Raw genomic sequence first — 24,910 nt, forward strand, 5'->3', positions numbered from 1 at the left:
TTTTCACTATCCATTATGTACGATTAAACCATCCGGTCTAAAACGACTCATCATAATTTCATTAATAAACTTTCCGTGAGCCTTCAAATTCCCTATCTTTACTCCCTCTTCTACAAATCCAAATTTTTCATATAGCGATTTCGCTTTCGGATTTGTTTCTAAAACACCTAGTTCCACTCGCTCTAACATTAACCAATTATCAGCCAAATCAAGCGTTTTTGTAAGAAGCGCTTTTCCAATACCCTTATTATGATATTCACTATCTACCCCTATAAACAAATCCCCCGAATGAGATCTACGTCCAGGACTTTGAGTTAACCCAACAAATCCAACAACTTCTCCATCATACTCTGCAACAAATTCAAATTGATTTGGCGCTAAATTTCGAATTCTATTTTCCATTGCATCTACACGCATGCTAGGTAAGAACACCATATAAGGTAAAACATCGTCTTGTATGCATATATGGTGAATCGCTCTAGCATCTCGTATTTCTACCGCCCTTACTTTTATCCCCATTTTTTCTTCCCTCCATATTCATAACAATATATTCATTCTAGCCTCCTGCATAAAACCCCTTCTTTCCTTTATTTCTTTATATTATTTTTACATAATTATTTCGGCATAACATTAGATTTACGAACAGCTTATCTACTATATAATACCGGTTAACTTTTTGCTTTATTATATAACGCAAGCAGCTTTTCAATTGGAATACCATTTACTTTCATACCGGTTATATCACAATTTTCTATTTCAACATTTTTCAAATTACTATTATGTATTACACTACCTTCTAACTCACAATTATCGAATATAATAGGTTCCTTCTCATCTCCAAGACTTGTATTTTTAAATTGAACTCCACCTAATGTCACCAAATTAAAATTACCACCAGAAAGATTTAAATCTGCAAATAAAGACCTTTTAAAATTAATATTTCTAAACTTAGATTGGCTTACATTACAATTACTCATATTCAAATGCATTATATTACTACCAACAAATGCACTATTTTTTAAATTCACTTGATAATATTCTGTATTAACCAGATTACAGTTTTCGTATTGGCTATTTTTCAAATCTTTATTTTTAATTAGGTTCACTTCAGCTGTCTCTACAATCATTCTTTTTACATAACAATACTCGTCTTCAGATTTAAAAATTATTTCATAGCCCATTTTTTTATAAAAATGATGATTATTAAGTTGTCTACTAGATGTTTCGAGATCCCAAATCCTTATGCTTGGATATTCCTCTTCTATTAAATTCACTACATATGATCCAATTCCTTTTCCTTGATACACAGGATCTACAAAAATACGATCAATTCGGCCATATGACTTACCTGAGATCGTAACTATAATGCCCCCGATTATTTTTCGATCCATTATCACTTTGTAACAATCCAATTCGTCGATTGAATATCTCATCATTTCTACTGAAGAATACCCTGGTGGTTGGATGTTATAGTCAATTACATCACCTTGACCGTATAGCCATCGTTTTGCTTCTTCATCAAATGTTTTTGTCATTATTTCTGTTAGCTTTTCGGCATCTAAAATTGTAGCTTTTTCTATAGATATTATTGTCATTTTATTTTTCCCTTCATTGTTACAAAATAATATGTTTTGTGAATGATACAGATATAAAATACAGAAAATTAAAACGAATCACCTTATTTACTATTAAACTACAAATCACCCTATATCTTCCACTATTTATTAATATTAATGAATAAAAAAGAGACCACGCTATATAAACATGTTCTCTTCTGTTTTTCATTTTCAATTGTGTATAATTAAAAATTAGATATTACTTAAGCCACTCGTTACAACTATTACTTAACTCCTGTAAATCCTCTATAAATCGACTTGCATGATATCCATCACAAACCGAATGATGTACTTGCAATGAAACTGGTAGTATAACCTTATTTTCTTCATTAAAATATTTCCCACAAGTTATAATAGGTAATAGATAATCAGCATCATTATTAATATTAAGATTAAATCCAGTAAAACTAGTCCAAGGTATGCTAGAAATCGGAAATACATTAGGCGGAATATTTTCTTTCGTGAAAAGACCATGAACATTAGCATAGCATCTCATATCGTCTTCATAATTTTTATAGAAAGTGCGGAAACCACTTGAATAATCCGTCCATATACTTGAAAAAGACTTATCATCTTTATGGAAGATTGTATAACTTGGTGTCATTTCCTCCCAATAGCCTAAAACTCCTTCATCGTTCAAACATGTTCGAAATTCTATATGATTATTTACTACTCTAGAAATTAAATAAATAAAAACGGGATAAAATTTTATTCCCTTTTGATGTAATTCCTCTAATAACATCGTGATATCAACATTCACAGTTATACTAAACGTACATTTCAACTTTAAATAATGTTCAAAATACTGCTCTCTATTCCAATTTTCTCTGTCAATTATATGAAACTTCATTTTAATAGCCTCCTAAAATTTTATTTTATTTTAGAAGGCTAACTTTATTGTTTGCACCACACTTCTTCACTCCTCACATTTTAAATTTATTCTCAAGTTTTATTTAATTATATAACATCTGCAAAAATCCATTCACATATTTCTTGAAATCCAACCACATACTATTAATACATCAACTGACGTTTGGAGGATTCATTCATGAATAACAAAAATGAAAATAAAAAAGAAAGTGTTACCGAAAACACTACACCTATTCAAAATAATACTACTGCAAATCTTAATATCAAAGAACAAGCAATGAACGGCTTATATGGAATGCCAGAAACTGCTATAGAAGATGCTGATCACGCTGAAACTGAAGATTTGACTTCAAAAAATTAATAAACTACATAGAAAAAAGCCAAGGAAAATATCCTTGGCTTTCTTAACTATGCATCCACCTTTTGTACTTCTTCACTCTTTCTTGAAAGCTTCCCTGGCCAAAAAGCAAAGCGGCCTAACACAACTGTGATTGCCGGTACAAGTAATGGTCTTACAATAAACGTATCTAGTAATACGCCAATTGCTGTTACAATACCAAATTGAACGAGCACTTGAATTGGAAGTGTACCTAATACAGCAAAAGTTCCGGCTAAAATTAAACCTGCGGATGTAATGACACTACCTGTTTGTATAACGCCATTTTTTACTGCATCTAAATGATTTTGTGTCTTTCTGTTTTTCCATATTTCTGAAACCATAAAGATATTATAATCTTCACCTAAAGCAACTAAAAATACGAATGCGTATAACGGTATCGCACCTTGAATGGCCGGCGCTCCCATACCATAATGAAGTAATAGCCACCCTGCTCCTAATGCCGAGAAGAACGATAATACAACAGTTACAATTAAATAAATCATCGCAACAATTGATCGTAAGTAAACAAGTAATAATAAAGCTATAATACTAATCATTACTGGGATGATAACCGCTTCATCACGTTCCGTAATTTGCTTTGTATCATATAATGACGCTGTTTCTCCGCCAATCCATAGTTGATCTTCCGCATTATTAACCCCAGCATCTTTTAATACTTTTTCTACACTGTTTTTCAATTTAGGGATTTGATCTAACGCTTCAATTGAGTATGGATTTTCAGCTAAAGAAACCTCATACATTTTCATTTGCTTATTTTCTTTACCCTCTTTTGGATCTTTCACAATTTTTACGAAAGAAAATTTCTCGAGTTCTTCTTTAATAGGAAGCTCTTTTCCTTTCGTATCAACAACAACTTTTACTGGTGCTAGTTCACCAGGTGAAAAATGATCACTAATTAACGTAAACCCTTCACGTGAAGGCATATCTTTAGGAAACGATTCTAATAAGTCATACGTGTATTGAATACGTGGTACAAATGATGCCAATCCACCTAATACAAATACAGTCAGCATAATTATTGTCCACGGTCTTCGTACTACAACATCACCAAGTTTTTTACTAAAGGCACCTTTTGATTTTTTTACTTTTACTACTTTCTTTTTCTTTCTTGCTAATTCCTCATTCATCGAAGTTGTTCTCGGTATAAATGGGAAGAATGCAGTTCTACCGAAAATTAATAAAAACGATGGCAAAATCGTTAAAGCAGCAATTCCCATTATGAATACAGCAACACTAAATGGCACTGCAAATCGATGAAAGGCACCATAATGAGCAAGTAATAATGTTCCTAATCCAAGTACAACAGTCAATGCACTCATTATAATTGCTCCGCCAGAAGCTTTAATTGCAAGTTGCAATGCCTTATATTTATTTTCTTCTTCTAACAAGTACTCCCGATATCTCGAAATTAAAAATAAACAATAATCCGTTCCAGCACCAAACAATAATACTGTCATAATTGATATAGCCTGGGCATCTACTTTAATCCATCCGTGATCAGCTAAAAAACCAAGTGTAGGACTAATAATACCGTATGCAAAGCCAACAACAAGTAAAGGTAAAATTGCTAAAATTGGTGAACGGTACAGTATAATTAATAGGACTAATACGAGTAGTACAGTTGCAATTAATAATTTCACATCTGCTTGACTAAATAAACTAACTGCATCCGTTTGAATACCTACAGGTCCAGATAATCGAACATGTAAACCAGACTCACTAATTTTTTGTTTGAATGGATCTTCATCGACCTTACTATTCACTATGTTTCTTAAATCATCAAGATTTCCTTTTAATATATCTGTTCCAGCTGACTTGTTAAAGAATACCGGTGTAACAAATGATGTACCATCTTTTGATGCACTTTTTGATAATACTTGTTCCGGGATTGTATCAAATGGTGGTAACGTTGATTGTTCCTTTAAAGGACTAGCTTTTAACTCTTTATAAACATCTTGTATGAGCTTATAATCCTGTGACTGTAATCCACCATCTCTATACCATACTACCAACAACGGATTTCCTGCATTATTAGGAAATTCTTTTTTCATTAGTGCTTCCGCTTGCTGCGACATAGCTGTTTCGGGTAAGTTTTTCGGATTTGGTTCTTTCGTACTATTAACTTGTGGTAACGTAAATGAAAGTACTAATGTAATAAGAATCCAAACCGATAAAGTTATCCACTGCGTATGCTTCCCTGCTACAAGCCTCCCTAACATATGTAACGGGTGCTTTTTCATAAAAACCCACCTTCCTTTTTTCCTCCATTATTAATTATATATACTGGTCGGTTAATTAATCAAGAATGAATAAAAATTATGTTATAATTATTTCAAGAATACATGTCAGGAGCGAATAGATTTGGAACAAAAACAACGTCCTCTCGGAAGGCCTCGCCAAAATAAAAATACAAAATCTACAAAAGAAACCATTGTGGAAGTTGCAACACGATTATTTCTTACTCAAAATTATCAAGTCGTTTCCATGGATGAAGTCGCAAAAGTTTGTGGAGTTACGAAAGCAACCGTCTACTATTACTTTTCAACAAAAGCCGATTTATTTACCGCTACTATGATCCAAATGATGGTCCGTATACGTGAGAATATGTCTCAAATACTCTCTACAAACGATACTTTAGAAGAGAGATTATTAAACTTTGCTAAAGTTTACTTACATGCCACAATGGATATTGATATGAAAAATTTTATGAAAGATGCAAAACTATCTTTATCTGAAGAACAATTAAAGGAATTAAAAAAAGCTGAAGATAGCATGTATGAAGTGTTAGAAAAAGTACTCGATAAAGCGATGCAACTTGGAGAAATCCAAAAAGGAAACCCTAAATTTGCCGCTCATGCATTCGTATCTTTATTATCAATTGGGAATTTTAAAGATGAAAATGACAATCCTATTATTGTAAGTATAGATGAATTAGCACAAAAAATCGTTTCTTTTTATTGGAACGGATTAGGTCATTCATATTAAACAGATTTCCTTTAATAAAAAGCATGTTTGAATTTTTTTCAAACATGTTTTTTTATAATTTAGCATCCATTATCAAAAAATTATTATCTTCGACTTTTACAAATTTTGAAGTTGAATCTTTATATTCCCCTTACTTAATCCCCCATGGTAACAAACTACAGATTCAATATCTAGATTTAAATACTTCTTCAAAGACTGCTGTGCTTCCATAATATTTAAAGTTGTTGGGGCGTGAATTCCTCCTAACTTTCCATTCACACTATACATCGAGTCTCCTGCAATAAGAGTTTTACTTTGTTTCAAATATAAACTAATATGACCAGGAGTATGCCCTGGAGTATGGAGAATTAGTATTCCACCGCAATACGGAAGTTCTTGCCCGTCAATCACTGTGTCACTCACTTTTCCTTTTGGTGGATTCTCTACATGTACATCTTTCAATAAAGGTAAATCCCCCTCAATATATCGTTTATCTAACTCGTGCGCATAAACTTTAATATCGCTTACACCATTCTCCAATAAATCAGGAAGGCTACCTATATGATCTATATCCTGGTGTGTCAAAATCACAACTTTTAGCTTATCAACAGATACCCCAACTCTCTTCATCTCTACTTGTATTTCTTCGAATTGTCCAGGAAAACCAGTATCTATTAAAACTGCCATTTCATCATTCCATAAAAGAATTGGGTGAATGATAAATTCTTGAAATTCGAGTTGTAACATTTCTACCCCTTTTGCAATCTCCATACAGCAATTCTCCTTTATAATGAAGTTTGAAAATATGTACGAGTAAACTGAAAATATAAAGCACCGCTATCTCATAATATGTTTTGTCATCCCAATAGAGAATGCTTCAAAACCTATAGATTCATAGTAAGATTGCAATTTTTCCACACACATAAGTTGCGGAATAACCTTGTTTTGTTCGCAGTGATGGATTAATCGTTTCACTATGTCTTTTCCAATACCAATATACTGATACTCCTGCATTACACATACACCGCAAATAACACCTGTTATTACACCATCTGATATAACACGCCCCATACCAATTAATTGTTGCTCTTTAAATGCGTATATTGCATACCAACTTTGTTTACACATTTGTTCTAATTCATTCACTGTTAATTTAAGAGAATTCCATCCTAAAGATTCATATAAAGCTAATAATTCATTAAATTTTGTAGGATGTTCACTTGTGTAGTGTATACTATTTTTCATGTAAATACTCCCTATTCTATAGTTTGTTAATGTTCCATAAAATTCCCCTTATGAAAATTGCGATTGACGTGAAAATAACTAGAACAAACTTCAATAAGAAAGATAGAATTCCTTCTCAACATAAAATAAAAAGAAGTTATCTCACTTGAGATAACTTCTTTTATATAAGACTCTCATTATATTATTAACCAAAAATTATACAACTACATACGATAAGCACAAACACAACTAATAAACCATTTGAGAAATAACCCATAGAATACTGCCCCTTTATTAAATTATGTAAAAGATTTTATCATAAAATGATTTACAACATAATAACTGAAAAAGACATTGTATTCATTAGTTATATATGTTTAGTAATATTTTATTTTCGGTCATATTCTTCTTAACTTAAACCACTTCTCATCCCCTTATACTTAAGTTCAGATAACCTCAGAACAATACATAAGAAGACCTCAACTTATTGACGTCTTCTTTTCAACTACACTAATAGCTAATTCACGTTTTTTATCGAATATATATAAACCCTTCACTAACAGAAACATGTATGAAATGCCTTCCCCACTACATAAACATCTATAATCTGATTATTAACATCCTTATAACCTTTAAATCTCATCCTCAGTTATTCTAATAGCTCTCTTATTCGAAAAGATATTTTTAAAAATTCCTACTCCAAAAATTAATAAGCCTATACCAACTAACTTATTTATTTGTAATGGGACGATCTCCATTCCGAACAATCCAAATGTATCAATGGATAATGCAACGACCAATTGAGTAATAAGACTAATTAGCACCGTATATGCTGGACCTAAGCTCTTTATTGCACCCATTATACAAATAATTAACCCGATGCCAAACAGTCCACTTACATAAAACAAATAATTTGTAGTATACACTTTAATGTTAATACTGTTTTCTGTAATGATATAAAATAGAATAGAGCTAATGAGACCTATTCCAAGGACACATGTAGTCGTTAACCACTGTCCTACATTTTCATTTACTTTTGCATTAAAAACAGATTGTACGCTAATTAGTATTCCTGCCAATGTAGCTAAACTAAATCCAATCAAAATCTTCCTCTCCCTTTCATTGCTCATATATATTATCTTTAGCGACTTCCTTCATTCTAGAAAAATCTTTAATTACAATAACTCCATTCCTCTTTTCAATTAATTTTTCATTATAAAATTTTTGTAATACCCGTATTACGTGCCTATAACTTACCCCTATAAAATCCGCAATACTCGTTACCGAAGTTGCATCCAAATCCTCTTTATACATATTTCCGTTACTATCTGTTGAAATTGAAAGTAAATAACTAGCTACACGTACTTCTACAGGATAAAGTAAATTAAGAGCAGTAAAACGAGTCGATATTTTTAATGTGTTCGCAATGTTTTCAAGCAAGAACTTCATAAATATAGGATCATGTAATAACTTGTTTCTAATAACCGTATTAGAAATAGAGATTGCTACAACATCTGAACAAGCTTCAACGACATTATGTGCTTTGCTATTTTGAATTAATTCAATATCACCAACAATGGCCAATGGATTGATAAAGCGAAGAATTAGTTTCTTCCCTTCAGGTGTAATCGTATAAACTTTTACTTTACCTTTAACAACAAAATATAAACGATGCATTTCGTCATCTATATTGCAAATAAGCTCGCCTTTTTCAAAGTGATTTAATTGAAAATATGCTGTATCTATTTCTGAAAAAATCTCGAGCGTTTTATTGGTTTTCAAATAATGCGTAATTAAACCTGATCTATCCTCCATATTCATTTCCCCTTTCATTTACATATTAAATACAACAATACCTATAATCATTACTATTGTTCCCACAATATGATATCTCTCCATCTGTATCTTTTTTATATGAAACAGTCCTTTCATTTCAATAACTGTTGCCGTTAACAATTGAGCAACCATTAGTGTGCCAGCTGTCAATGTAACTCCTAATGCATATATCGCCATAGTTTCTGCACAAATAATGAATCCACCAAATGCACCCGCTGCTAAATATACTTTTTTCACACTCTTTAAATCTGTTACTTTCTCTTCTTTCTTTAACAAAAATACAGTTGTTGCAATAATGAATCCAATTAAATGCGTAATAATACTTGTCGACCATATACCAATATGTGAACTAAGTTTCGCATTAAATGTGCCTTGAAGTGTAATAAATATGCCAGCAAATACAGCAAGTACAATGCCTTTCAAAAAATCATCTCCTCATCTTTTATTTCTGACTTAATTAAAAGCTATAATCCTATATAAACAAAAGGACAAATGTCACATCAGTATGAAAATAACTGCGAATGACCATAAAAAAACACACCTCAAAATAATTGAGATGTGTTTTTATCTTTTTATTATTATATATAATTTTAATAATTATAATTACGCTACATTAACAGGTTTATTCTTCAAAACAAACTTTCCAAATAAGAAACGCACAAGCGGCCCCATAATAATTAATTGTAATGGATACGCCATAATGAAGTTTTTAATAAAAATCGAGAAATACATTGAAACAAAAAATTCACCATGTAATCCATTATGAAAATACATCATTGCCATTCCATAAAACGACATGAAGAAAACCATTCCAATAACCATAGCTGTCGCCATCGCAATAATAATATTTACTTTTTTCGATTTATCGAATGGCAACATGAATACAATTTTTTTCGCACTAGGTCCAACGATACATATTTCAATTAATAGCGCAATAATAAATCCAATTAGTATTTCTAATGCAATCTCCTTAATATGAATTGGCCCTCCTGATCCATTCGTTAGTAAATTGTAAAACGTCATTACGATAACCATCCCAAGGCACATCATCATACCAAATTGGAGGTTTTCCTTTCTTGTTGTTGGCAAAATTCATCATCCTTTCTCTTTGAGTCTTTGTCATTATATCGATATTGGAAACCTCTTCGTAAGTGAACATTTTGTGAACAAATTTAAAACGTTTTCATATATTTTCTTTACTTTCAACTCAAATTCTCACTTTTACTTATAAAGGTTTTATATATTTCAATGTTGAATTACTAAATTTAAACATTACTACTAGGAGGAGAACCATGAATGAACAAGGATTTTTCGTATATCATATCGTAACAAGGAAAAAAATGAAGATCGGACAAAGCATTCAATTTAATAAAAATCAAACTAATACGCTATTCCACTTCTTTTTTAAAAGAAAACATTTAAATTCTAGTGGTGAAGATTCTATACAAATTTTAAAAGAACATTATACAAATGAAGAATTACATATAAAGAATGAAAATGCTACAGTAGTTATGAATTACATGGATCAAACAATTAGAGCCATTAGAGAAACGATTGTGGAAATGGTTAGGCTGCAAGAATATCCTGATTATCCATCAAGATTGTCTTGTTTATATGCTGCTAAAAGCTATGAAGATGCTTTAAAATGGAAAGCATTATTTGATTCTTACAATCGAGAAGTTTTGCAGATTGTTAAACTACGAGTAATCGGAAGTTCTTTTGAAGGTGACGGGAATCTTTTACCGAAAGAAGATGCTATTCCTTTTTCTCAAAAAATGGAACAAGCTAGAGAATATTGGAAAGGAAATGTGAATAACGAACTCCCTGAGCTACTCATTAATGGCGAAATTGAAGTAGTCGAAATTATTGATGACTTTTCCTCAATTCATGTTTAATTTCTAACTAAATCAAATAGGATGGAGATTACAATGATGAAAAAAGTGTACTTCAATCATGATGGTGGTGTAGATGATTTAATTTCACTATTTTTATTACTTCAGATGGATAATGTCAAACTTACAGGTGTTTCAGTTATCCCTGCTGATTGCTATTTGGAACCAGCAATATCTGCAAGTCGCAAAATTATTGATCGCTTCAGCAAAGAATATATTGAAGTAGCCGCATCAAATTCCCGTGCGAAAAATCCATTTCCAAAAGACTGGCGGATGCATGCATTTTATGTAGATGCTTTACCAATTTTAAATGAGGCTGGAAAAGTTATAACACCTGTAGCAGCAAAGTCTGCACATCATCACTTAATAGAAACGCTTCTACAAAATGAAGGAAAAACAACTTTATTATTTACGGGACCCCTAACTGACCTTGCTCGTGCATTATATGAAGCTCTCATAGTCGAAGATAAAATTGAACGTCTCGTTTGGATGGGTGGTACATTTCTTACCGCAGGCAATGTACATGAACCAGAGCATGACGGAACAGCTGAGTGGAATTCATTTTGGGACCCTGAAGCAGTAGCTCGTGTGTGGGAATCAAAAATTGAAATCGACTTAGTGACACTAGAAAGTACAAACCAAGTTCCATTAACTATAGACATACGTGAACGTTGGGCAAAAGAACGAAAGTATATTGGTGTAGATTTCCTTGGCCAATGCTATGCGATGGTTCCTCCCCTCGTTCACTTTTCAACGAACTCTACTTACTACTTGTGGGATGTACTAACAACTGCGCTTGTCGGAAACACTAACCTCGCAAAAACTCAAACGATTAATAGTATCGTTCATACATACGGACCAAGCCAGGGGCGTACAGTGGAATTTGATGGTGGGCGACCTGTAAATGTAGTATATGATGTAAACCACAATGGATTTTTCAACTATATAACTGAATTAGCAAAGAAAGCTTCTACTTGAACCACTATATATACGAAAAATACATAGAATGACACCCCTCCAGACAATGATTACCCATTTAGAATTTGGTTGAAACTACATATTTAACTATTGAAAAGAGTATTGAATTAAATTTCAATACTCTTTTTGTGCAATTTAATTATATTGGATTCATGTCGTGTCTTATTGATTATTCATTTCATAACCATTTACAAAAAACGTTATTGTTTCTAGTTCATCTTCATTTAATTCTCTATCTATGTCTCGTTTATACGCTTCCTTTATCTTCCCTTCATCGCCTTTATGTATTTCAGTATAAGTTCCTACTGTTTTTAACATACGAATCTCTTGTAAAAACTCCTCTCGATTTATCGCTTCCCCATGAGAGAGAATATATGTCTCAGCATCAAATTTTTCTAATTCATCTATTAATGCAAACGTTCTTTTCGTCGTATAGTTCCACTTCGAAGAAAAAATATCTGCATATATACAGTCTCCTAAAAACAATATCTTTTCTTCTTTTATGTACATAACAACTGAATCATGTGCATGATCTCCGCCCACATGTTTTAACACGCAGGTCACCTCGCCAAGGTCTAATTCAATTTGATCCTGGAACGTTAAGGTTGGAAGAATAATTTTAATATTTCTCACTTTTTCTTCAAACTCTTTTTTGATGCAATCCGCACAAAATGCAATTTCCGTACCCTCTTTTACGCGTGCGTTCAACGCTTCATCTGTCCATTCATAAGATACTATTGCCTGCATTTCTTTTTTCGTTTTAGCGTGCGAAATAGTTAATGCATTCTGTAATACAGATAATCCAAAAATATGATCCCAATGCCAATGCGTTAGTGCTACAAAATCAGGATTCAATACATTTTTTTCTTTTAACATTTCTAAAAATAATTGTGCATGTTCTTCTGAATTCCCTGCATCGATCATTAACGTTTTTTCTTGTCCAACAACCATTCCTAATATAGGTCTATCTGTTTCAGAAACTGGTGTCATATACCAAAATGAGTTTCCTATTTTTTTAATTTGTTGCATCATTTGTTCCTCCATTTACTATTACTCTCTTGAATTATTATCTGTAGAACCTTTATCAAGCACATAGGGTGAAATTATATTGCTTTCTTTAAAACGTAATAACTTTTTCTATCCATTTAAATAAGTATCCCAATCATAGTCTTCAATCTTATAAAAACTACCTTTATCATTTCTTTCATATGCACATAAAGGTGGTTCCTCAAGAAATTTCAAAATAGTATCATCTATATTCAATATGACTCCAATTGAAATAATTTGAAAGTTTTTAGGATCATTCACATAGTCATCACTTTCATAGCCACTTAATATTGACCAACCAGAGTCACCTTCTTCTCTTGAATCCTCTTTAAGCATAAAGTTAAATTCTCTTTTTTCAAGTACATCATTACTAACAATTACCTTCGTATCAAAATAAAAATCCCAATCTTCTGAAGCTGGATCGTTATATTCCGTATCACATATATTTTCAATTCCAAATGAAATTTTATCACCTATTTTTAAATCTAATCGATATGGTTCATTGCTCAGCTCCCCTTCAAACTTCTTCTCATTTCTCTCAGTGATTTCTACCCACATTCTTTCACCATTAAATCCATCTTCTTCCTCATTTTTAGTTACAAAAATTAACTTTATCAAATCTCCAATCTTTAATTTCTCCAACACTTCTGAGCTAGGAAGGTAAAATGTATATGGTGCTCCTTTATTTAATTCATAAACATTATCTAAGTACCAAGACATCTTTTTCTCTCCTTAAAGGCTTTTTACACTCATATTTTTAAAATAATACTATTTTTTCTTCCGGCAAACTACTACCATAGAATAGCAATCTTCTCCCAACTCATTGCCTTCCCAATCATTATATATATGTAATAATTCAAAACCATTCGCTACTATTAATCTTTCTAACTCCTGCGGGTACGTATAACGAAGATCTATCGTTGTTTTTATTTCCTCTACTAGAGTATCCCCCTCATAAAACCTTCTTGTTGTTATGTAGTGCTGTATTTGCTGAATTGAATCATATTTCATTTCAGTATATAAATCACATTTTCTTCCCTTTTCATCATTAACAGTTGTCCAATATTCTTCTGTAGATGGTTGCATTAATTCTTCTTTTGAAGGGAAACGTGTATCGAATATGAATATACCATTGTCAGCTAATACGTGATGAATAGATGTTAATAACTGATCTTGATCTGTATTCGTAAGAAAATGCTGGAATCCGTGCCCCACCATAAATGCTAACGGAATTGTTTCATTCATGCTTAATTGTAAACAGTCTTGTTGTAACCATTTTACCTTTTTACAATCCGTAGTTTTTGTCTTTGCTTCAGCAAGCATGCCTTCATGTATATCTACACCAATCATTTGATATCCATTTTCTATAAATGGAATTGTAACCCTTCCTGTTCCGCAGGCAATATCTAGAATCCATTCATTTTGTATATTTAGTTTTTTTGCCCATGATAGTAAAAACGGAAAATCTGATAAACTTTTATTTTCTATATCATATCGCTTTGGATTTTCATATTCAGATAGACTCCAATTTGTTTGCAAAATTATTCCTCGTTTCATATTTACACTTAAATTTAATATATAAATTATAACGAATTATTAGTTTTTTCTCTATAATCAAACACAATTAGTTGGACTAATCTAACTTTCCTTTTCGTAAGCTAAAAATAAGGTGGAAGAATCGGAGTGTGATACGATGGAACGATTATGGATTCCTATGATAGTTACATTTTTTTCATTTGGTGGCTTATTATTAGGCGGTGCTGTTGGCATTGCTACGCGCCAGCTAATTGAAGAAAAAATGCATCGTTTATATGCATTATGTGGCGGAATTTTACTTGGGCTTTTATCCCTTGAAATTATTCCTGAAACATTTTCAAGCTATGAAATGATTGGACCTATACTTGGTATAGCTATCGGTATTTTAATTATGAGCTTATTAGATAACTATTGTCACCATCCAATGATACATAAAAAAGATCAACAGGCATGGCAAACCTTCCTTTTTCTCTCTTTTGCTATATTTATTCATAATATACCGAGTGGATTTGCACTCGGTACAGCTTTTATTAATCATGCTGACTCTGCCATACCTTTTTTAATAGCAATCGTCGTTCACCATATTCCTGAAGGCTTAGCATTAATTATCCCCTTTCTCTTTACAAAGCATAAATATGTTTCCTTTTTATTAACAACCTTATTACTTTCTCTTATTCTCGGTACTGGCACAGTTTTTGGCATTTTGATGGAAGGAAAAGCTCTACATTTACAAGGACTCATTATGGGAAGTGCTATCGGTTCACTTGGATATGTCACAATTCATGAAATGCTTTGGAAAGCTAAGAAACAGCTCTCTTTCCTTACATTTCTAATATGGGCAACTAGTGGATTTTTACTAATAACAGTGTTCACTTTATTCGCTGGTCATCACTAAATCAAACGAAAAAAGATAGCTGAAAACAATTTATCTTCAGCTACCTCTCTTTATTTTTGTATTTCTTTATAGAATGAAAAATCATTCACAGTATGTTGTACTTGTTTCTCTTCCTTCATTTCTTTATCCCTGCTCTTAGGTATTCTTACATTTCCTAGTTTAATCGCATCTTGCATACTATTACTAACTAGATTTCCTGCGAGAATTGTCATACTATAAAAAGCAATCGGTATAAGTACAATCCATGTATGTGTAGTTAAATGGCGGAAGTTTTGACCAATTAGACCAGTCCATTCTTTTGTTACACTATCTGCCTCTAAACCAGAGATTATTGTTCCACCAAAAAATAACTCCAACAAGCCAAGATGTAAAAGAAGTAATAAAGTACTCACAAATTGTTGAGCGACAAGTAAAAAAAATGATGGCAATACGTGTGGCCATACGTGATTTTTCATTCTATGCCATTTACTTCCCCCAAGCACAGTTGCTGCCATCATAAATTCTTCTCCTTTTATCCGACGGACTTCCTGCGCTGTATATAACATAATTGTTGGTACCGCTAAACATGTAAGGATAACCATTTGAAATATTACCCTTAAATAAAACGGTTCTGGTACTGTCCCATTTTCAAAAACTAAAACTTCCTTTAATACAAATAAAGAAACCATTACCATAGGTACAATACTGAACGGATCAAAAAAAGATGATATAACTGGAAAAGACCGTTTGCTATACATACCAAGAAGCAAGCCTATACCCCCTCCAACTATAACTCGTAAAATCGCTATAATTATACTCGCTCCAACTGTCCATTTCGCGCCTTCTATTATTAATTGAAAAAGATCGCGTCCTTTCTCATCACTTCCGAACCAAAATTTACTCGACGGTGAAAACGGAGCAGCCTCTAGTTCTCCTTTTTCGTTATACATCATCGTTAGTTCGCGAATATTCCCATCGAAAAGCAACGTATTCCCAATACTAATTATCATAAGTACACTTAAAAAAACAACACCAAACCAAAACCTTACATCTCTTTTTACAACTACCCACATATTACACACGCTCCTTTATAACATTTTTTAAAAGCGTATGTAATATACGAAATAGTATAAAAAGCGGTACGTATAATATTACCAGACTCACTGTAAATATTTCTAATTTAGAATTTTCTTTTACAAAAACAAACATTCCGTATGTATTGAAAATCCATTCAATAATATATAAATTTGAAAGCATAAATAAAATATTTGTTTTCGCATAATAAATTGTCGTCAATAAAACATTTCTTGAAATATGATGTGTCAAAATATGCCGTAAGCTTAATCCTTTACTCTTGGCAAACAAACTATATTCTTTCTCTAATTCTTCTTTAAATCGTAATAACAATAGTTTAATAAACAATAATGTTGTTGGTATTGTAAGACATATAATCGGTAACAAACGTATTTTTTCTTCCCCTAATCCAGCCAGTTTGACCGGCATAAATCCTGTTTTTTGAAAAAGAATTACGACAAGAAGTTGTGATAATAATATAAGTAATATATCCGGTATACTCTCCAGCGTAAGAAAAACCCCGTTCCATATTTTTTGTTTCATATGAGAACGCTGCAATACCCAAACGACAAGTATATACGCTATAAGCAAAGATAGTAAAAACGCTGATAGAAATACAATCATCGTTTCCATGTAATGAATCCATATTTGCGGAAATAATTTTCTTGAGTCCCGAAATCCATATGTAATTTCACCTGGTTGAAGTAACTTCTCTCCAAGAAATACAATCGTGTTCCAAAAACCGATTAAATCAATTTGCAATCCCTTAAATAAACGCGGTAGCGCACCTAGGCAGATTATACATAAAATTGCAGCTACTAGTTGTAAACAAGTAATCCCACACCATTTAGCAATTCGCATCAACATAACGATTTCACCTCACCATCCGATAGAATATTCAGAAATCAAAAACCAGATATATTACATTTCTTCAGCTATACCTTGCACCTGCTTCTTTCCACTAGGTAAAATAGCTTGATATAAACACGTAACAAAAAATAATAAACCAAATAAAATAATATATAACGTATCTGCACGAATCCATTTCGGGAACAACATCGCTATCGCACCGAGAGATAACAGCTGAAATCCTGTCGTTAATGGACTAAGTAAACTTTGAACACGTCCCATGAATGATTCTTCTACAATTTCATACATCCAGCCCATGATTGCAACATTAATAAACGGTAAAAAGAAAGTCGCAAAAGCGATACATACATAAAAAGACCATACGTAGTTTACAAAGTAACACATACCGAAGAAGACACCTGATCCCGCCATACCAAATACAATAATAGGTTTGGGTGCATATTTCTTACCTACACTTGTTGCTATAATACTTCCAATTAGTAATGAAATCCCTCCAACTACACCACCGACCATCGCTAAACTTTCATACGTTGCTGGTGCTAATTTGTATTTTAATATGTAAGTTGTGGATACGCTTAAAATACCGTTTAATAATCCAAAAACGATAAATCCTAAAAGTAATTTTTTTAAAGTTTCATTTTGGTATATATACTTAATCCCTCCTTGAAACTCTGTCATTAACATCTTCAAATTAACTTCTTTCCATTTTGTTCTACCATTAGGCAAACGAACTTTTTCTGGAATGGAAATCGTTTGAATCAAAATACCACTCATAATAAAGGTGAGCGTATTTACTAAAATGCTCCCGTAAATTCCAAAAGTCCAGTACACCATCGTTGCAATTCCTACACCAAACAAAGCATACAAACTATTCACCATTTGATTCACACCTGCTGCTGCACCATATTGGTCTGATTCAACTATTCCCTGTATCATCGACTGTTCGGATGGAGAGAAAAATTGTATACACGCATTTTCCAAAAATAAAAATATAAAGACAAGTATAATCATCCCGTAATAAAGCGAAATTAGGATTCCGATATTACAGAGCGAACAACATATGTTACTTACCGTACAAATACGTTGTCTATCAAAACGATCCACTACTGTCCCTACTAATAGAAAAAAGATTAATGCAGGTAATGCCATCATAATTTGTGTCATCGTTGCGTAAACTGGTTGTTTGCCGTATTGATCTAACAAATAAAACATTAAAGAAACTCCAGCAATCATAGAACCGAGTCGCTCTAAAATATTTGCTAGAAAAAAGCGTGCATACACTTTGTTGCGAAATAACTGTAGCATTTCTTTCATACTTCTAACCCTTTCTCTCGACAAAATTTTATTGTTCTAGTCATTTCTTGGAAGTTATATTATATTTTTCGACTATTATCCAATCTTTTCCTTCTGTATAGAGAACATTATAAAAAGACTCTTTTATATAAGAGTCTTTTTATTTCACTTCGCTTCACATAATGATATGTAGCTAAAATCTTTTATGTCTCGCTAACTATTTTATTGTTCTAAAGTTCGGATACACTTTATTTATTTATTTATTTTACGAATGTATCGCTCATCCACTCATAAAACTTTTCCTTCTCTTCAAATTGCGGATAATGAGCTGATTTCTCAAAAATAATAAATTCTTTTTTCTCTGCTTCAATCGTATCAAAATATGTTTTCGCTGCATGCAATGAAGTGTTATAGTCATATTTCCCCATGAGGAAATAAAGCGGTAGCTTCATTTTAGTCACCTTAGTAGGCAATGGATTCTTTAAATCCTTTTCTAATAAGACAGATTGAGAATGTGATAATCCAACGTTGTAACGAATTACGTCTAACAAGTTATATTCATTGCTAAGTAACACCCCAATGTTATCACCATCTGGATTTTCAATGAGTCTTGATGTTCCACCATATTTCGCAACATAATTTCTCGGAGTGTATGTATCACCATTTTTAATTTTTTCAGTCAATCCATTTAAATAGGAAACTTCCTCTTCATTGCCTGCATTTTTCGCTTGTTCTATGACAAACTTTAAACTATCCATCTCACTTTCTAATGTATCACTCATTTGCCCAATGCCAACATATGCTTCATATTTTTCAGGGGCTTTATCGGCAGCTTGCATTCCGATATATGTACCGTAAGAATGACCAACCAATATTACTTTTTCTTTACCTAAACGTTTTGAAACATAATCTGTCATAGCTAATAAATCCTCTACAAGAAGATCTGATGTAAGATTTGAATAGTCCTCAAAGAAATGGTACGATTTCCCGCTTCCTCTTTGATCATAATTAACTACGGTGAATTTCTCTTCCAATAATTTTTGATACTTTTGAGCATATGGTATTTCTGAAGAACCAGGTCCACCATGTACAAAAATAATAACTGGATTGTTCTTATCTTTGCCGCGTATCATAATTTCATGACTACTTCCATTTATCTCTATTTGTTCTAATGTACTTATACTGTTTTTCCCTTTTATTTGCGAAGTCCATGTAGGAAATACTAGTGCTACGATTAATGTTAGTGTAGTTATGACTCCAATAAATGTTATTAATTTTTTTATCTTCTTCATAGGATATATCCTTTCTTATAAATTTGTAAAAATAACAATTTAATTCTATAAAACTACATTATTAATATCCCATACACTTCTTAACATTCCGCTATATAAACTCTTAATATTTTCTTAATTTTCAATACATCAATCGTAGAAAAACTTAATCACAGGTATTACAAATATTGAAAAAAGCCCTTGTTTTCAAACAAGGGCTCTTTTCATAAACTATTTAGCTACTTCTTCTTTCGGCATTACCATTCCTTTATACAATTGGACAGTAATCCAGTAATAAATGAAATAAATGACTAAGAAAATCCCAATTGGCACCCACACTTTTACAAACGGGTCAACTAATATGAAGCTAAATAAGTTAAGCCCTACTAAAACGTGGGAAATTCCAATAATCGCCGGGAAAATGAATAAATATGAAATTTCTTTATATATACTTTTCGTTAACATACTGCGTCTCACACCGATTTTTCGTAACATTTCGTAACGGCGTACATCACGAGAAGCGCCCGTCAATATTTTGAACATAAGCGAACTCGCCATCATTGCTAAAAAGGCAATTCCGAGGAAAAATCCCATAAACATTGTTCCGCTCATGAAACTGCTCGTTAACTGATAAATTGTCATTTTCGTAAATATATCTACTTTTGTACCTGTTGTTTTTTCAATTTGTTCTTTTTGTCTCTTATCTATTTCAATCAACAACGGTTTATACTTTTTCATATCATCTACTTTTACTAATGTTACAGTGTGTTCTGTTCCTTGAATTCCTTTATAATGCGCTTCATCTGCAATTCTTACAGGTTTTCCGTTGAATTGATTATGTGTAATTTGTATCTCTCTTACAATCGCATCTTCCCAATCTTTTGGCATACGAGGGAATTTTGCTGATTCAGGAGCCTCTAAAGTAGAATATACAGGTTCCGTTAAAGGTTCAGCCACCCGTTTACGCGCAGGCTCTTTTAAAGTTTTCGTATCAAAACGTTCGGAAATTAGTGGTGGTTTCGCTGTTAAATCGTTACGTAAGTAATAAACCGCTTCCCCATCTACTTTATACTTATACTTGCTTTCTTCAACAATTTCCATTTCTTTTAATGCGGTTGTATCTTGTTCATTTGGATCATGAATTACGACATCATATACACGAGAAAGCTCTGTCATAATACCTACATTTTTTTGGAAAGCCATCCCTGCAGTCATCGCACCTGCTCCTAATGCAATTAACATCGCTACAGTGCCTAATACTCTCGATAAACTATTTACTCGAAAGCGTAGCTGTGCGTATGTAAAACTATTTAAGCCCGTTTCATTTCGTTTTTTATTTCCTTTAATTTTCATCACAAAAAATGGGAGCAATGAACTAAAGATAAAATATGTTCCAAGTGTTGTGACGATTGTCGCTATGATAAAACCGAGTTCAGCAAACATTTTTATATTTACGATAAAATAGTAGCCTGTACTTACTAGTAATACACCAAGTACGGTCATTATAATAATGCGAGTTTTACTTTTCTTCACTTCATCTAGTGTTTCATCTTCACGAATTAGCTCTAGTTCTGTTTTTCTTAATAAACGGATGCTATTCATTAAACCAGTAATAAAAAATAGTATTACGAAGAAAATAGCTGTAACTATGATTGCTGGTATATAAACAGATGAATAACTACCTTTTGCTGAAATTTCCATACCATTCATTAAAAAGTTTCCTGCTACACTTGCAAGTAACATCCCTACTAAAATCCCGATAATAATACTAACAATACCCATACCGAATGTTTCAATAAATAATAACTGTGCTACTTTTTTCTTTTTCGCTCCGAGCATCATGTACATACCGAGTTCTTTTCTTCTTAATGTGAGTAAGAAAGAATTGGCATATATAATATAAAATACAGTTATGAAAGATAATAGTATTGCACCTACCCAGAATACGAGTCTAATACTACTAATAAGACTATTATCCTTCGTAAATTCACTATTCATCGCCATCGTTTGGAACATGTAAAAAATACTAATGCTAATAACGAGACCAATAAGTAAAACCATATAATCTTTTAACATCTTTTTCATACTATGACGTGATAATTTGAATAACATAGTCTCGCCCCCTACTTAGACTCAGCAGCTGAGCCCATATGAGCGAGCACACCTAATATATCTTGATAGAAATCTTCTCGCGTTCCTTGACACTTTAATTCTTTATATAAAAGACCGTCTTGAATAAATAATATACGCTCACAATAACTCGCACTAAATGCATCGTGTGTAACCATCAAAATACTTACATTATGATTTTCATGTAGATCTTGCATCGCTTCTAATAAACTTTTTGCATTTTTACTATCAAGCGCTCCTGTCGGTTCATCTGCTAATACGATTGCTGGATTATGTACTAAAGCTCGAGCTGCCGCTGTTCTTTGCTTTTGCCCACCAGAAACAGCAGTTGGATATTTTGTTAAAATTTCAGTAATCCCTAATTTCTTCGCAACTTCATCCACCTTTCCAGTAATTTCACTTGAAGGTACGCCTTGCAGAGAAAGTGGTAAAGCGATATTTTCATAAATTGATAAGTTTTCAAGTAAGTTAAAATCTTGAAAGATGAATCCTAATTTTTGAGATCGAAAATCTGACAATGCATTCCCCTTCATAGAAGTAATATTTGTACCAGCTATTGTCACACTTCCACCTGTCGCTTGATCCAATGTACTAATCACATTAAGTAAAGTCGTTTTTCCAGACCCAGAAGGACCCATAATCCCGACAAATTCCCCTTCCTTAATATTTAATGATACGCCCCTTAATGCTTTTGACTGATTCTCATTTCTTTTCCCATACGTTTTTTCTACACTCTCTACAGTAACTACATTTGTTGACATCTCTTTCACTCCATCCCTTTTGTATAAATTAAATTTCTCACATATTTCTTATCTTTTTCTCATGCAAATTCTTAAGAATTTTTTAATTATTCATTCAAGAAGAGTTACACCCGTAACATGAACCTATTTCCTACTTCATATTCTCATTTTTCTAAAACTCGTTCCCTCGATTTCGCTTACATTTACCTTACATTTTTGTAAGATAAAAAAGAAAACACACCATTATAAATTGGTGTGTTTTCTTTTTAAACTCTATTTCCGATTATTTATTTCCTCTTTCATACTTTCCACAAATACACCTAATTCAACAACTTCTGATTTCTCTTCCCCATATTTACGCACATTTACAGCTACGTTCTCCATTTCCTTATCCCCAATAACAAGAACATAAGGAATTTTTTGCATTTGTGCTTCTCTTATTTTATATCCTAATTTTTCATCTCGCATATCTCTTTCAACACGAACACCAGCTTGTTCTAATTTATCTACAACTTCATCTGCATATTGTACATGAACTGCATTCGAAACTGGAATTACTTTTACTTGAACTGGTGCCACCCATGCCGGGAACGCGCCTCCAAAGTGCTCAATTAATATTGCTAAGAAACGATCTAAAGATCCTAATACTGCTCGGTGAATGACAACCGGTCTTTTCTTTTCATTCTTTTCATCTATATAATTTAAATCAAACTTCTCTGGCATTTGAAAATCTAGTTGGATTGTTCCGCATTGATGACTTCTATTTAAAGCGTCTTTAATGTGGAAGTCAATTTTCGGTCCGTAAAATGCACCGTCACCTTCATTTAGTCTATATTTATAATTCAATGAATGTAATACATTTTCTAATGACGCCTCTGCTTGCTCCCATAACTTATCATCACCCATTGAATCTTCTGGACGAGTAGAAAGCTCTACTTCATATTCGAATCCGAAAGTTTTATAAACGTAATCAATTTGCGCCATTACGGATTTAATTTCATCTTCAATTTGTTCTGGTGTTACAAATAAATGAGCATCATCTTGGCAGAAAGTACGAACTCTTAATAATCCGTTTAATGCTCCGCTAAATTCATGTCGGTGTACTTGGCCGAACTCACACATACGAATTGGCAATTCGCGATACGAGTGTAATCTATTTTTAAACATTAACATATGTCCTGGGCAGTTCATTGGTTTTAATGCGAAGCTTTTATTATCTACTTCAGAAAAATACATGTTGTCTTTGTAATGTCCCCAGTGTCCTGATTTCTCCCATAATTCTTGGTTCATCATAAACGGAGTACGTACTTCTTGATACTTATACTCTTTTTGAATTTCTCTTAAAAATGCTTCTAATTCATTTCGGATAATCTGTCCTTTCGGTAAATAAAATGGCATTCCCGGAGCCTCTTCTGAAAACATAAATAACTCTAGCTCACTACCTAATTTACGATGATTTCTTTTTGCTGCTTCCTCAACGAAATGTAAATACTCTTCTAATTCTTTTTGAGAAGAGAACGCAACACCATATATACGCTGAAGCACTTGATTGTTACTATCCCCTCGCCAATATGCACCAGAAACGTGAGTTAATTGGAAAGCTTTCAAATAGCCTGTTGACGGTAAATGTGGTCCTCTACATAAATCTACAAATTCACCTTGTTTATATAGTGTTACACTTTCCCCACTAGGAATTGCTTCTAACAAATCTAATTTCAGGTGATCATTCATTTCTTGAAACAGTTTTGCTGCCTCTGCTCTTGAGACTTCAATTCGTTCTATTTTTACATTTTCATTTATAATCTTTTTCATTTCTTTTTCGATTTTCGGTAAATCTTCTACGTTTACACTATTCGGGAGATCCATATCATAATAAAATCCATTTTCAATAACAGGCCCTACACCAAGGTTTACATTACCATACATTCTCTTTACAGCTTGCGCTAAAATATGTGCCGCAGAATGTCTAGCAATTTCTACCCCTTCATTAGAATCTATAGTAATGATTTCTACTTCCGCATTGCCTTCAATAATTCGGCGTAAATCATATAACTGATCATTTACTTTCCCTGCGACTGCTTTCTTTTTCAAACTACTGCTAATGGATCCAGCAATTTCTTCTAAAGTAATTCCTTTTACAAATTCTTTCACGCTACCATCCGGAAATTTCATTTCAATCATCTGTTCTTTCATTTTTCATCTCTCCATTTCATAATAAAAAGCACACTCATCCCTAAAATAGGGACGAGTGTGCTTTTACCCGTGGTTCCACCCAGATTCCCATTGTAAATTTAC

25 protein-coding genes are annotated in these 24,910 nt (G+C 32.7%); 5 read left to right on the forward strand and 20 right to left on the reverse strand.

Features of this window, described 5'->3' with window-relative positions; all coding sequences use genetic code 11:
• Positions 1-6: 6 nt before the first annotated feature.
• The 3 genes from VF726_RS26985 to catA all read right to left on the reverse strand — a co-directional run bounded on the left by VF726_RS26985 (position 7) and on the right by catA (position 2,466).
• On the reverse strand, positions 7-519 hold the full coding sequence (locus VF726_RS26985) for a GNAT family N-acetyltransferase (protein ID WP_440173282.1): 513 nt from the start codon (positions 517-519) through the stop codon (positions 7-9).
• Positions 520-668: 149 nt separating this feature from the next.
• Positions 669-1,595, reverse strand: a complete 927-nt coding sequence (locus tag VF726_RS26990; RefSeq protein WP_440173283.1) for a GNAT family N-acetyltransferase — start codon at positions 1,593-1,595, stop codon at positions 669-671.
• A 220-nt stretch (positions 1,596-1,815) separates the two neighbouring features.
• On the reverse strand, positions 1,816-2,466 hold the full coding sequence (catA, locus tag VF726_RS26995; protein ID WP_440173284.1) for a type A chloramphenicol O-acetyltransferase: 651 nt from the start codon (positions 2,464-2,466) through the stop codon (positions 1,816-1,818).
• Between the two features lie 198 nt (positions 2,467-2,664).
• Between catA and VF726_RS27000 the strand changes: the two genes are divergently transcribed.
• The gene (locus VF726_RS27000) at positions 2,665-2,847 is read left to right on the forward strand and encodes a DUF4021 domain-containing protein (RefSeq protein ID WP_440173286.1); all 183 of its coding nucleotides are present in this window, start codon (positions 2,665-2,667) and stop codon (positions 2,845-2,847) included.
• 47 nt (positions 2,848-2,894) lie between these two features.
• Here the strand turns inward: VF726_RS27000 and VF726_RS27005 are convergent, their stop codons facing one another.
• On the reverse strand, positions 2,895-5,126 hold the full coding sequence (locus VF726_RS27005) for an MMPL family transporter (protein ID WP_440173287.1): 2,232 nt from the start codon (positions 5,124-5,126) through the stop codon (positions 2,895-2,897).
• Between the two features lie 121 nt (positions 5,127-5,247).
• Here VF726_RS27005 and VF726_RS27010 point away from each other — a divergent pair, with 121 nt between their 5' ends.
• Positions 5,248-5,871: a TetR/AcrR family transcriptional regulator gene (locus tag VF726_RS27010; RefSeq protein ID WP_440173288.1), complete on the forward strand. Its 624-nt coding sequence runs from the start codon at positions 5,248-5,250 to the stop codon at positions 5,869-5,871.
• Positions 5,872-5,967: 96 nt separating this feature from the next.
• Here VF726_RS27010 and VF726_RS27015 read toward each other — a convergent pair whose 3' ends face one another.
• The 6 genes from VF726_RS27015 to VF726_RS27040 form a co-directional block, all read right to left on the reverse strand.
• A complete protein-coding gene (locus VF726_RS27015; RefSeq protein WP_440173289.1) occupies positions 5,968-6,621 on the reverse strand; it encodes an MBL fold metallo-hydrolase in 654 nt (217 codons plus the stop codon).
• Between the two features lie 66 nt (positions 6,622-6,687).
• Positions 6,688-7,095, reverse strand: a complete 408-nt coding sequence (locus tag VF726_RS27020; RefSeq protein WP_440173290.1) for a GNAT family N-acetyltransferase — start codon at positions 7,093-7,095, stop codon at positions 6,688-6,690.
• Between the two features lie 611 nt (positions 7,096-7,706).
• Positions 7,707-8,177, reverse strand: coding sequence for a DMT family transporter (locus VF726_RS27025; protein WP_440173292.1), 471 nt, complete (start codon positions 8,175-8,177; stop codon positions 7,707-7,709).
• Between the two features lie 16 nt (positions 8,178-8,193).
• On the reverse strand, positions 8,194-8,889 hold the full coding sequence (locus tag VF726_RS27030) for a Crp/Fnr family transcriptional regulator (RefSeq protein ID WP_440173293.1): 696 nt from the start codon (positions 8,887-8,889) through the stop codon (positions 8,194-8,196).
• An 18-nt stretch (positions 8,890-8,907) separates the two neighbouring features.
• Positions 8,908-9,333 (reverse strand): DMT family transporter, encoded by a 426-nt coding sequence (locus tag VF726_RS27035; protein WP_440173295.1) that lies wholly within the window; start codon positions 9,331-9,333, stop codon positions 8,908-8,910.
• Between the two features lie 180 nt (positions 9,334-9,513).
• Positions 9,514-9,999, reverse strand: a complete 486-nt coding sequence (locus VF726_RS27040) for a DUF2798 domain-containing protein (RefSeq protein WP_440173296.1) — start codon at positions 9,997-9,999, stop codon at positions 9,514-9,516.
• Between the two features lie 203 nt (positions 10,000-10,202).
• On the opposite strand from VF726_RS27040, the gene VF726_RS27045 reads away from it, so the two are divergent.
• Both VF726_RS27045 and VF726_RS27050 read left to right on the forward strand, forming a co-directional pair.
• A complete protein-coding gene (locus VF726_RS27045; RefSeq protein ID WP_440173298.1) occupies positions 10,203-10,805 on the forward strand; it encodes a DUF2441 domain-containing protein in 603 nt (200 codons plus the stop codon).
• Between the two features lie 33 nt (positions 10,806-10,838).
• On the forward strand, positions 10,839-11,780 hold the full coding sequence (locus VF726_RS27050; protein WP_440173299.1) for a nucleoside hydrolase: 942 nt from the start codon (positions 10,839-10,841) through the stop codon (positions 11,778-11,780).
• Positions 11,781-11,942: 162 nt separating this feature from the next.
• On the opposite strand, the gene VF726_RS27055 is transcribed toward VF726_RS27050, so the two are convergent.
• The 3 genes from VF726_RS27055 to VF726_RS27065 form a co-directional block, all read right to left on the reverse strand.
• The gene (locus VF726_RS27055; protein ID WP_440173300.1) at positions 11,943-12,809 is read right to left on the reverse strand and encodes an MBL fold metallo-hydrolase; all 867 of its coding nucleotides are present in this window, start codon (positions 12,807-12,809) and stop codon (positions 11,943-11,945) included.
• 108 nt (positions 12,810-12,917) lie between these two features.
• Positions 12,918-13,547 carry an immunity protein Imm33 domain-containing protein gene (locus VF726_RS27060; protein ID WP_440173301.1) on the reverse strand — a complete coding sequence of 210 codons (630 nt, stop codon included), beginning with the start codon at positions 13,545-13,547 and terminating at the stop codon, positions 12,918-12,920.
• Between the two features lie 48 nt (positions 13,548-13,595).
• Positions 13,596-14,384, reverse strand: coding sequence for a class I SAM-dependent methyltransferase (locus VF726_RS27065; protein WP_440173302.1), 789 nt, complete (start codon positions 14,382-14,384; stop codon positions 13,596-13,598).
• Between the two features lie 136 nt (positions 14,385-14,520).
• Between VF726_RS27065 and VF726_RS27070 the strand changes: the two genes are divergently transcribed.
• A complete protein-coding gene (locus VF726_RS27070; RefSeq protein ID WP_000440606.1) occupies positions 14,521-15,258 on the forward strand; it encodes a ZIP family metal transporter in 738 nt (245 codons plus the stop codon).
• Between the two features lie 50 nt (positions 15,259-15,308).
• Here VF726_RS27070 and VF726_RS27075 read toward each other — a convergent pair whose 3' ends face one another.
• From VF726_RS27075 to thrS, 7 genes are all read right to left on the reverse strand, one after another.
• Positions 15,309-16,310 (reverse strand): ABC transporter permease subunit, encoded by a 1,002-nt coding sequence (locus tag VF726_RS27075; protein ID WP_440173303.1) that lies wholly within the window; start codon positions 16,308-16,310, stop codon positions 15,309-15,311.
• Between the two features lies 1 nt (position 16,311).
• Positions 16,312-17,178: an ABC transporter permease subunit gene (locus VF726_RS27080; protein ID WP_440173305.1), complete on the reverse strand. Its 867-nt coding sequence runs from the start codon at positions 17,176-17,178 to the stop codon at positions 16,312-16,314.
• A 54-nt stretch (positions 17,179-17,232) separates the two neighbouring features.
• On the reverse strand, positions 17,233-18,495 hold the full coding sequence (locus VF726_RS27085; RefSeq protein WP_440173307.1) for an MFS transporter: 1,263 nt from the start codon (positions 18,493-18,495) through the stop codon (positions 17,233-17,235).
• A 239-nt stretch (positions 18,496-18,734) separates the two neighbouring features.
• Positions 18,735-19,766, reverse strand: coding sequence for an alpha/beta hydrolase (locus tag VF726_RS27090; RefSeq protein ID WP_440173308.1), 1,032 nt, complete (start codon positions 19,764-19,766; stop codon positions 18,735-18,737).
• 210 nt (positions 19,767-19,976) lie between these two features.
• Positions 19,977-21,857 (reverse strand): FtsX-like permease family protein, encoded by a 1,881-nt coding sequence (locus VF726_RS27095; protein WP_440173310.1) that lies wholly within the window; start codon positions 21,855-21,857, stop codon positions 19,977-19,979.
• 11 nt (positions 21,858-21,868) lie between these two features.
• A complete protein-coding gene (locus tag VF726_RS27100; protein WP_440173312.1) occupies positions 21,869-22,636 on the reverse strand; it encodes an ABC transporter ATP-binding protein in 768 nt (255 codons plus the stop codon).
• A gap of 252 nt (positions 22,637-22,888) precedes the next feature.
• Positions 22,889-24,808 (reverse strand): threonine--tRNA ligase, encoded by a 1,920-nt coding sequence (gene thrS, locus VF726_RS27105; RefSeq protein ID WP_440173313.1) that lies wholly within the window; start codon positions 24,806-24,808, stop codon positions 22,889-22,891.
• Positions 24,809-24,910: the final 102 nt, after the last annotated feature.

Origin of the sequence: Bacillus sp. Brlt_9, assembly GCF_051948935.1 — a bacterium.
GTDB lineage: Bacteria > Bacillota > Bacilli > Bacillales > Bacillaceae_G > Bacillus_A.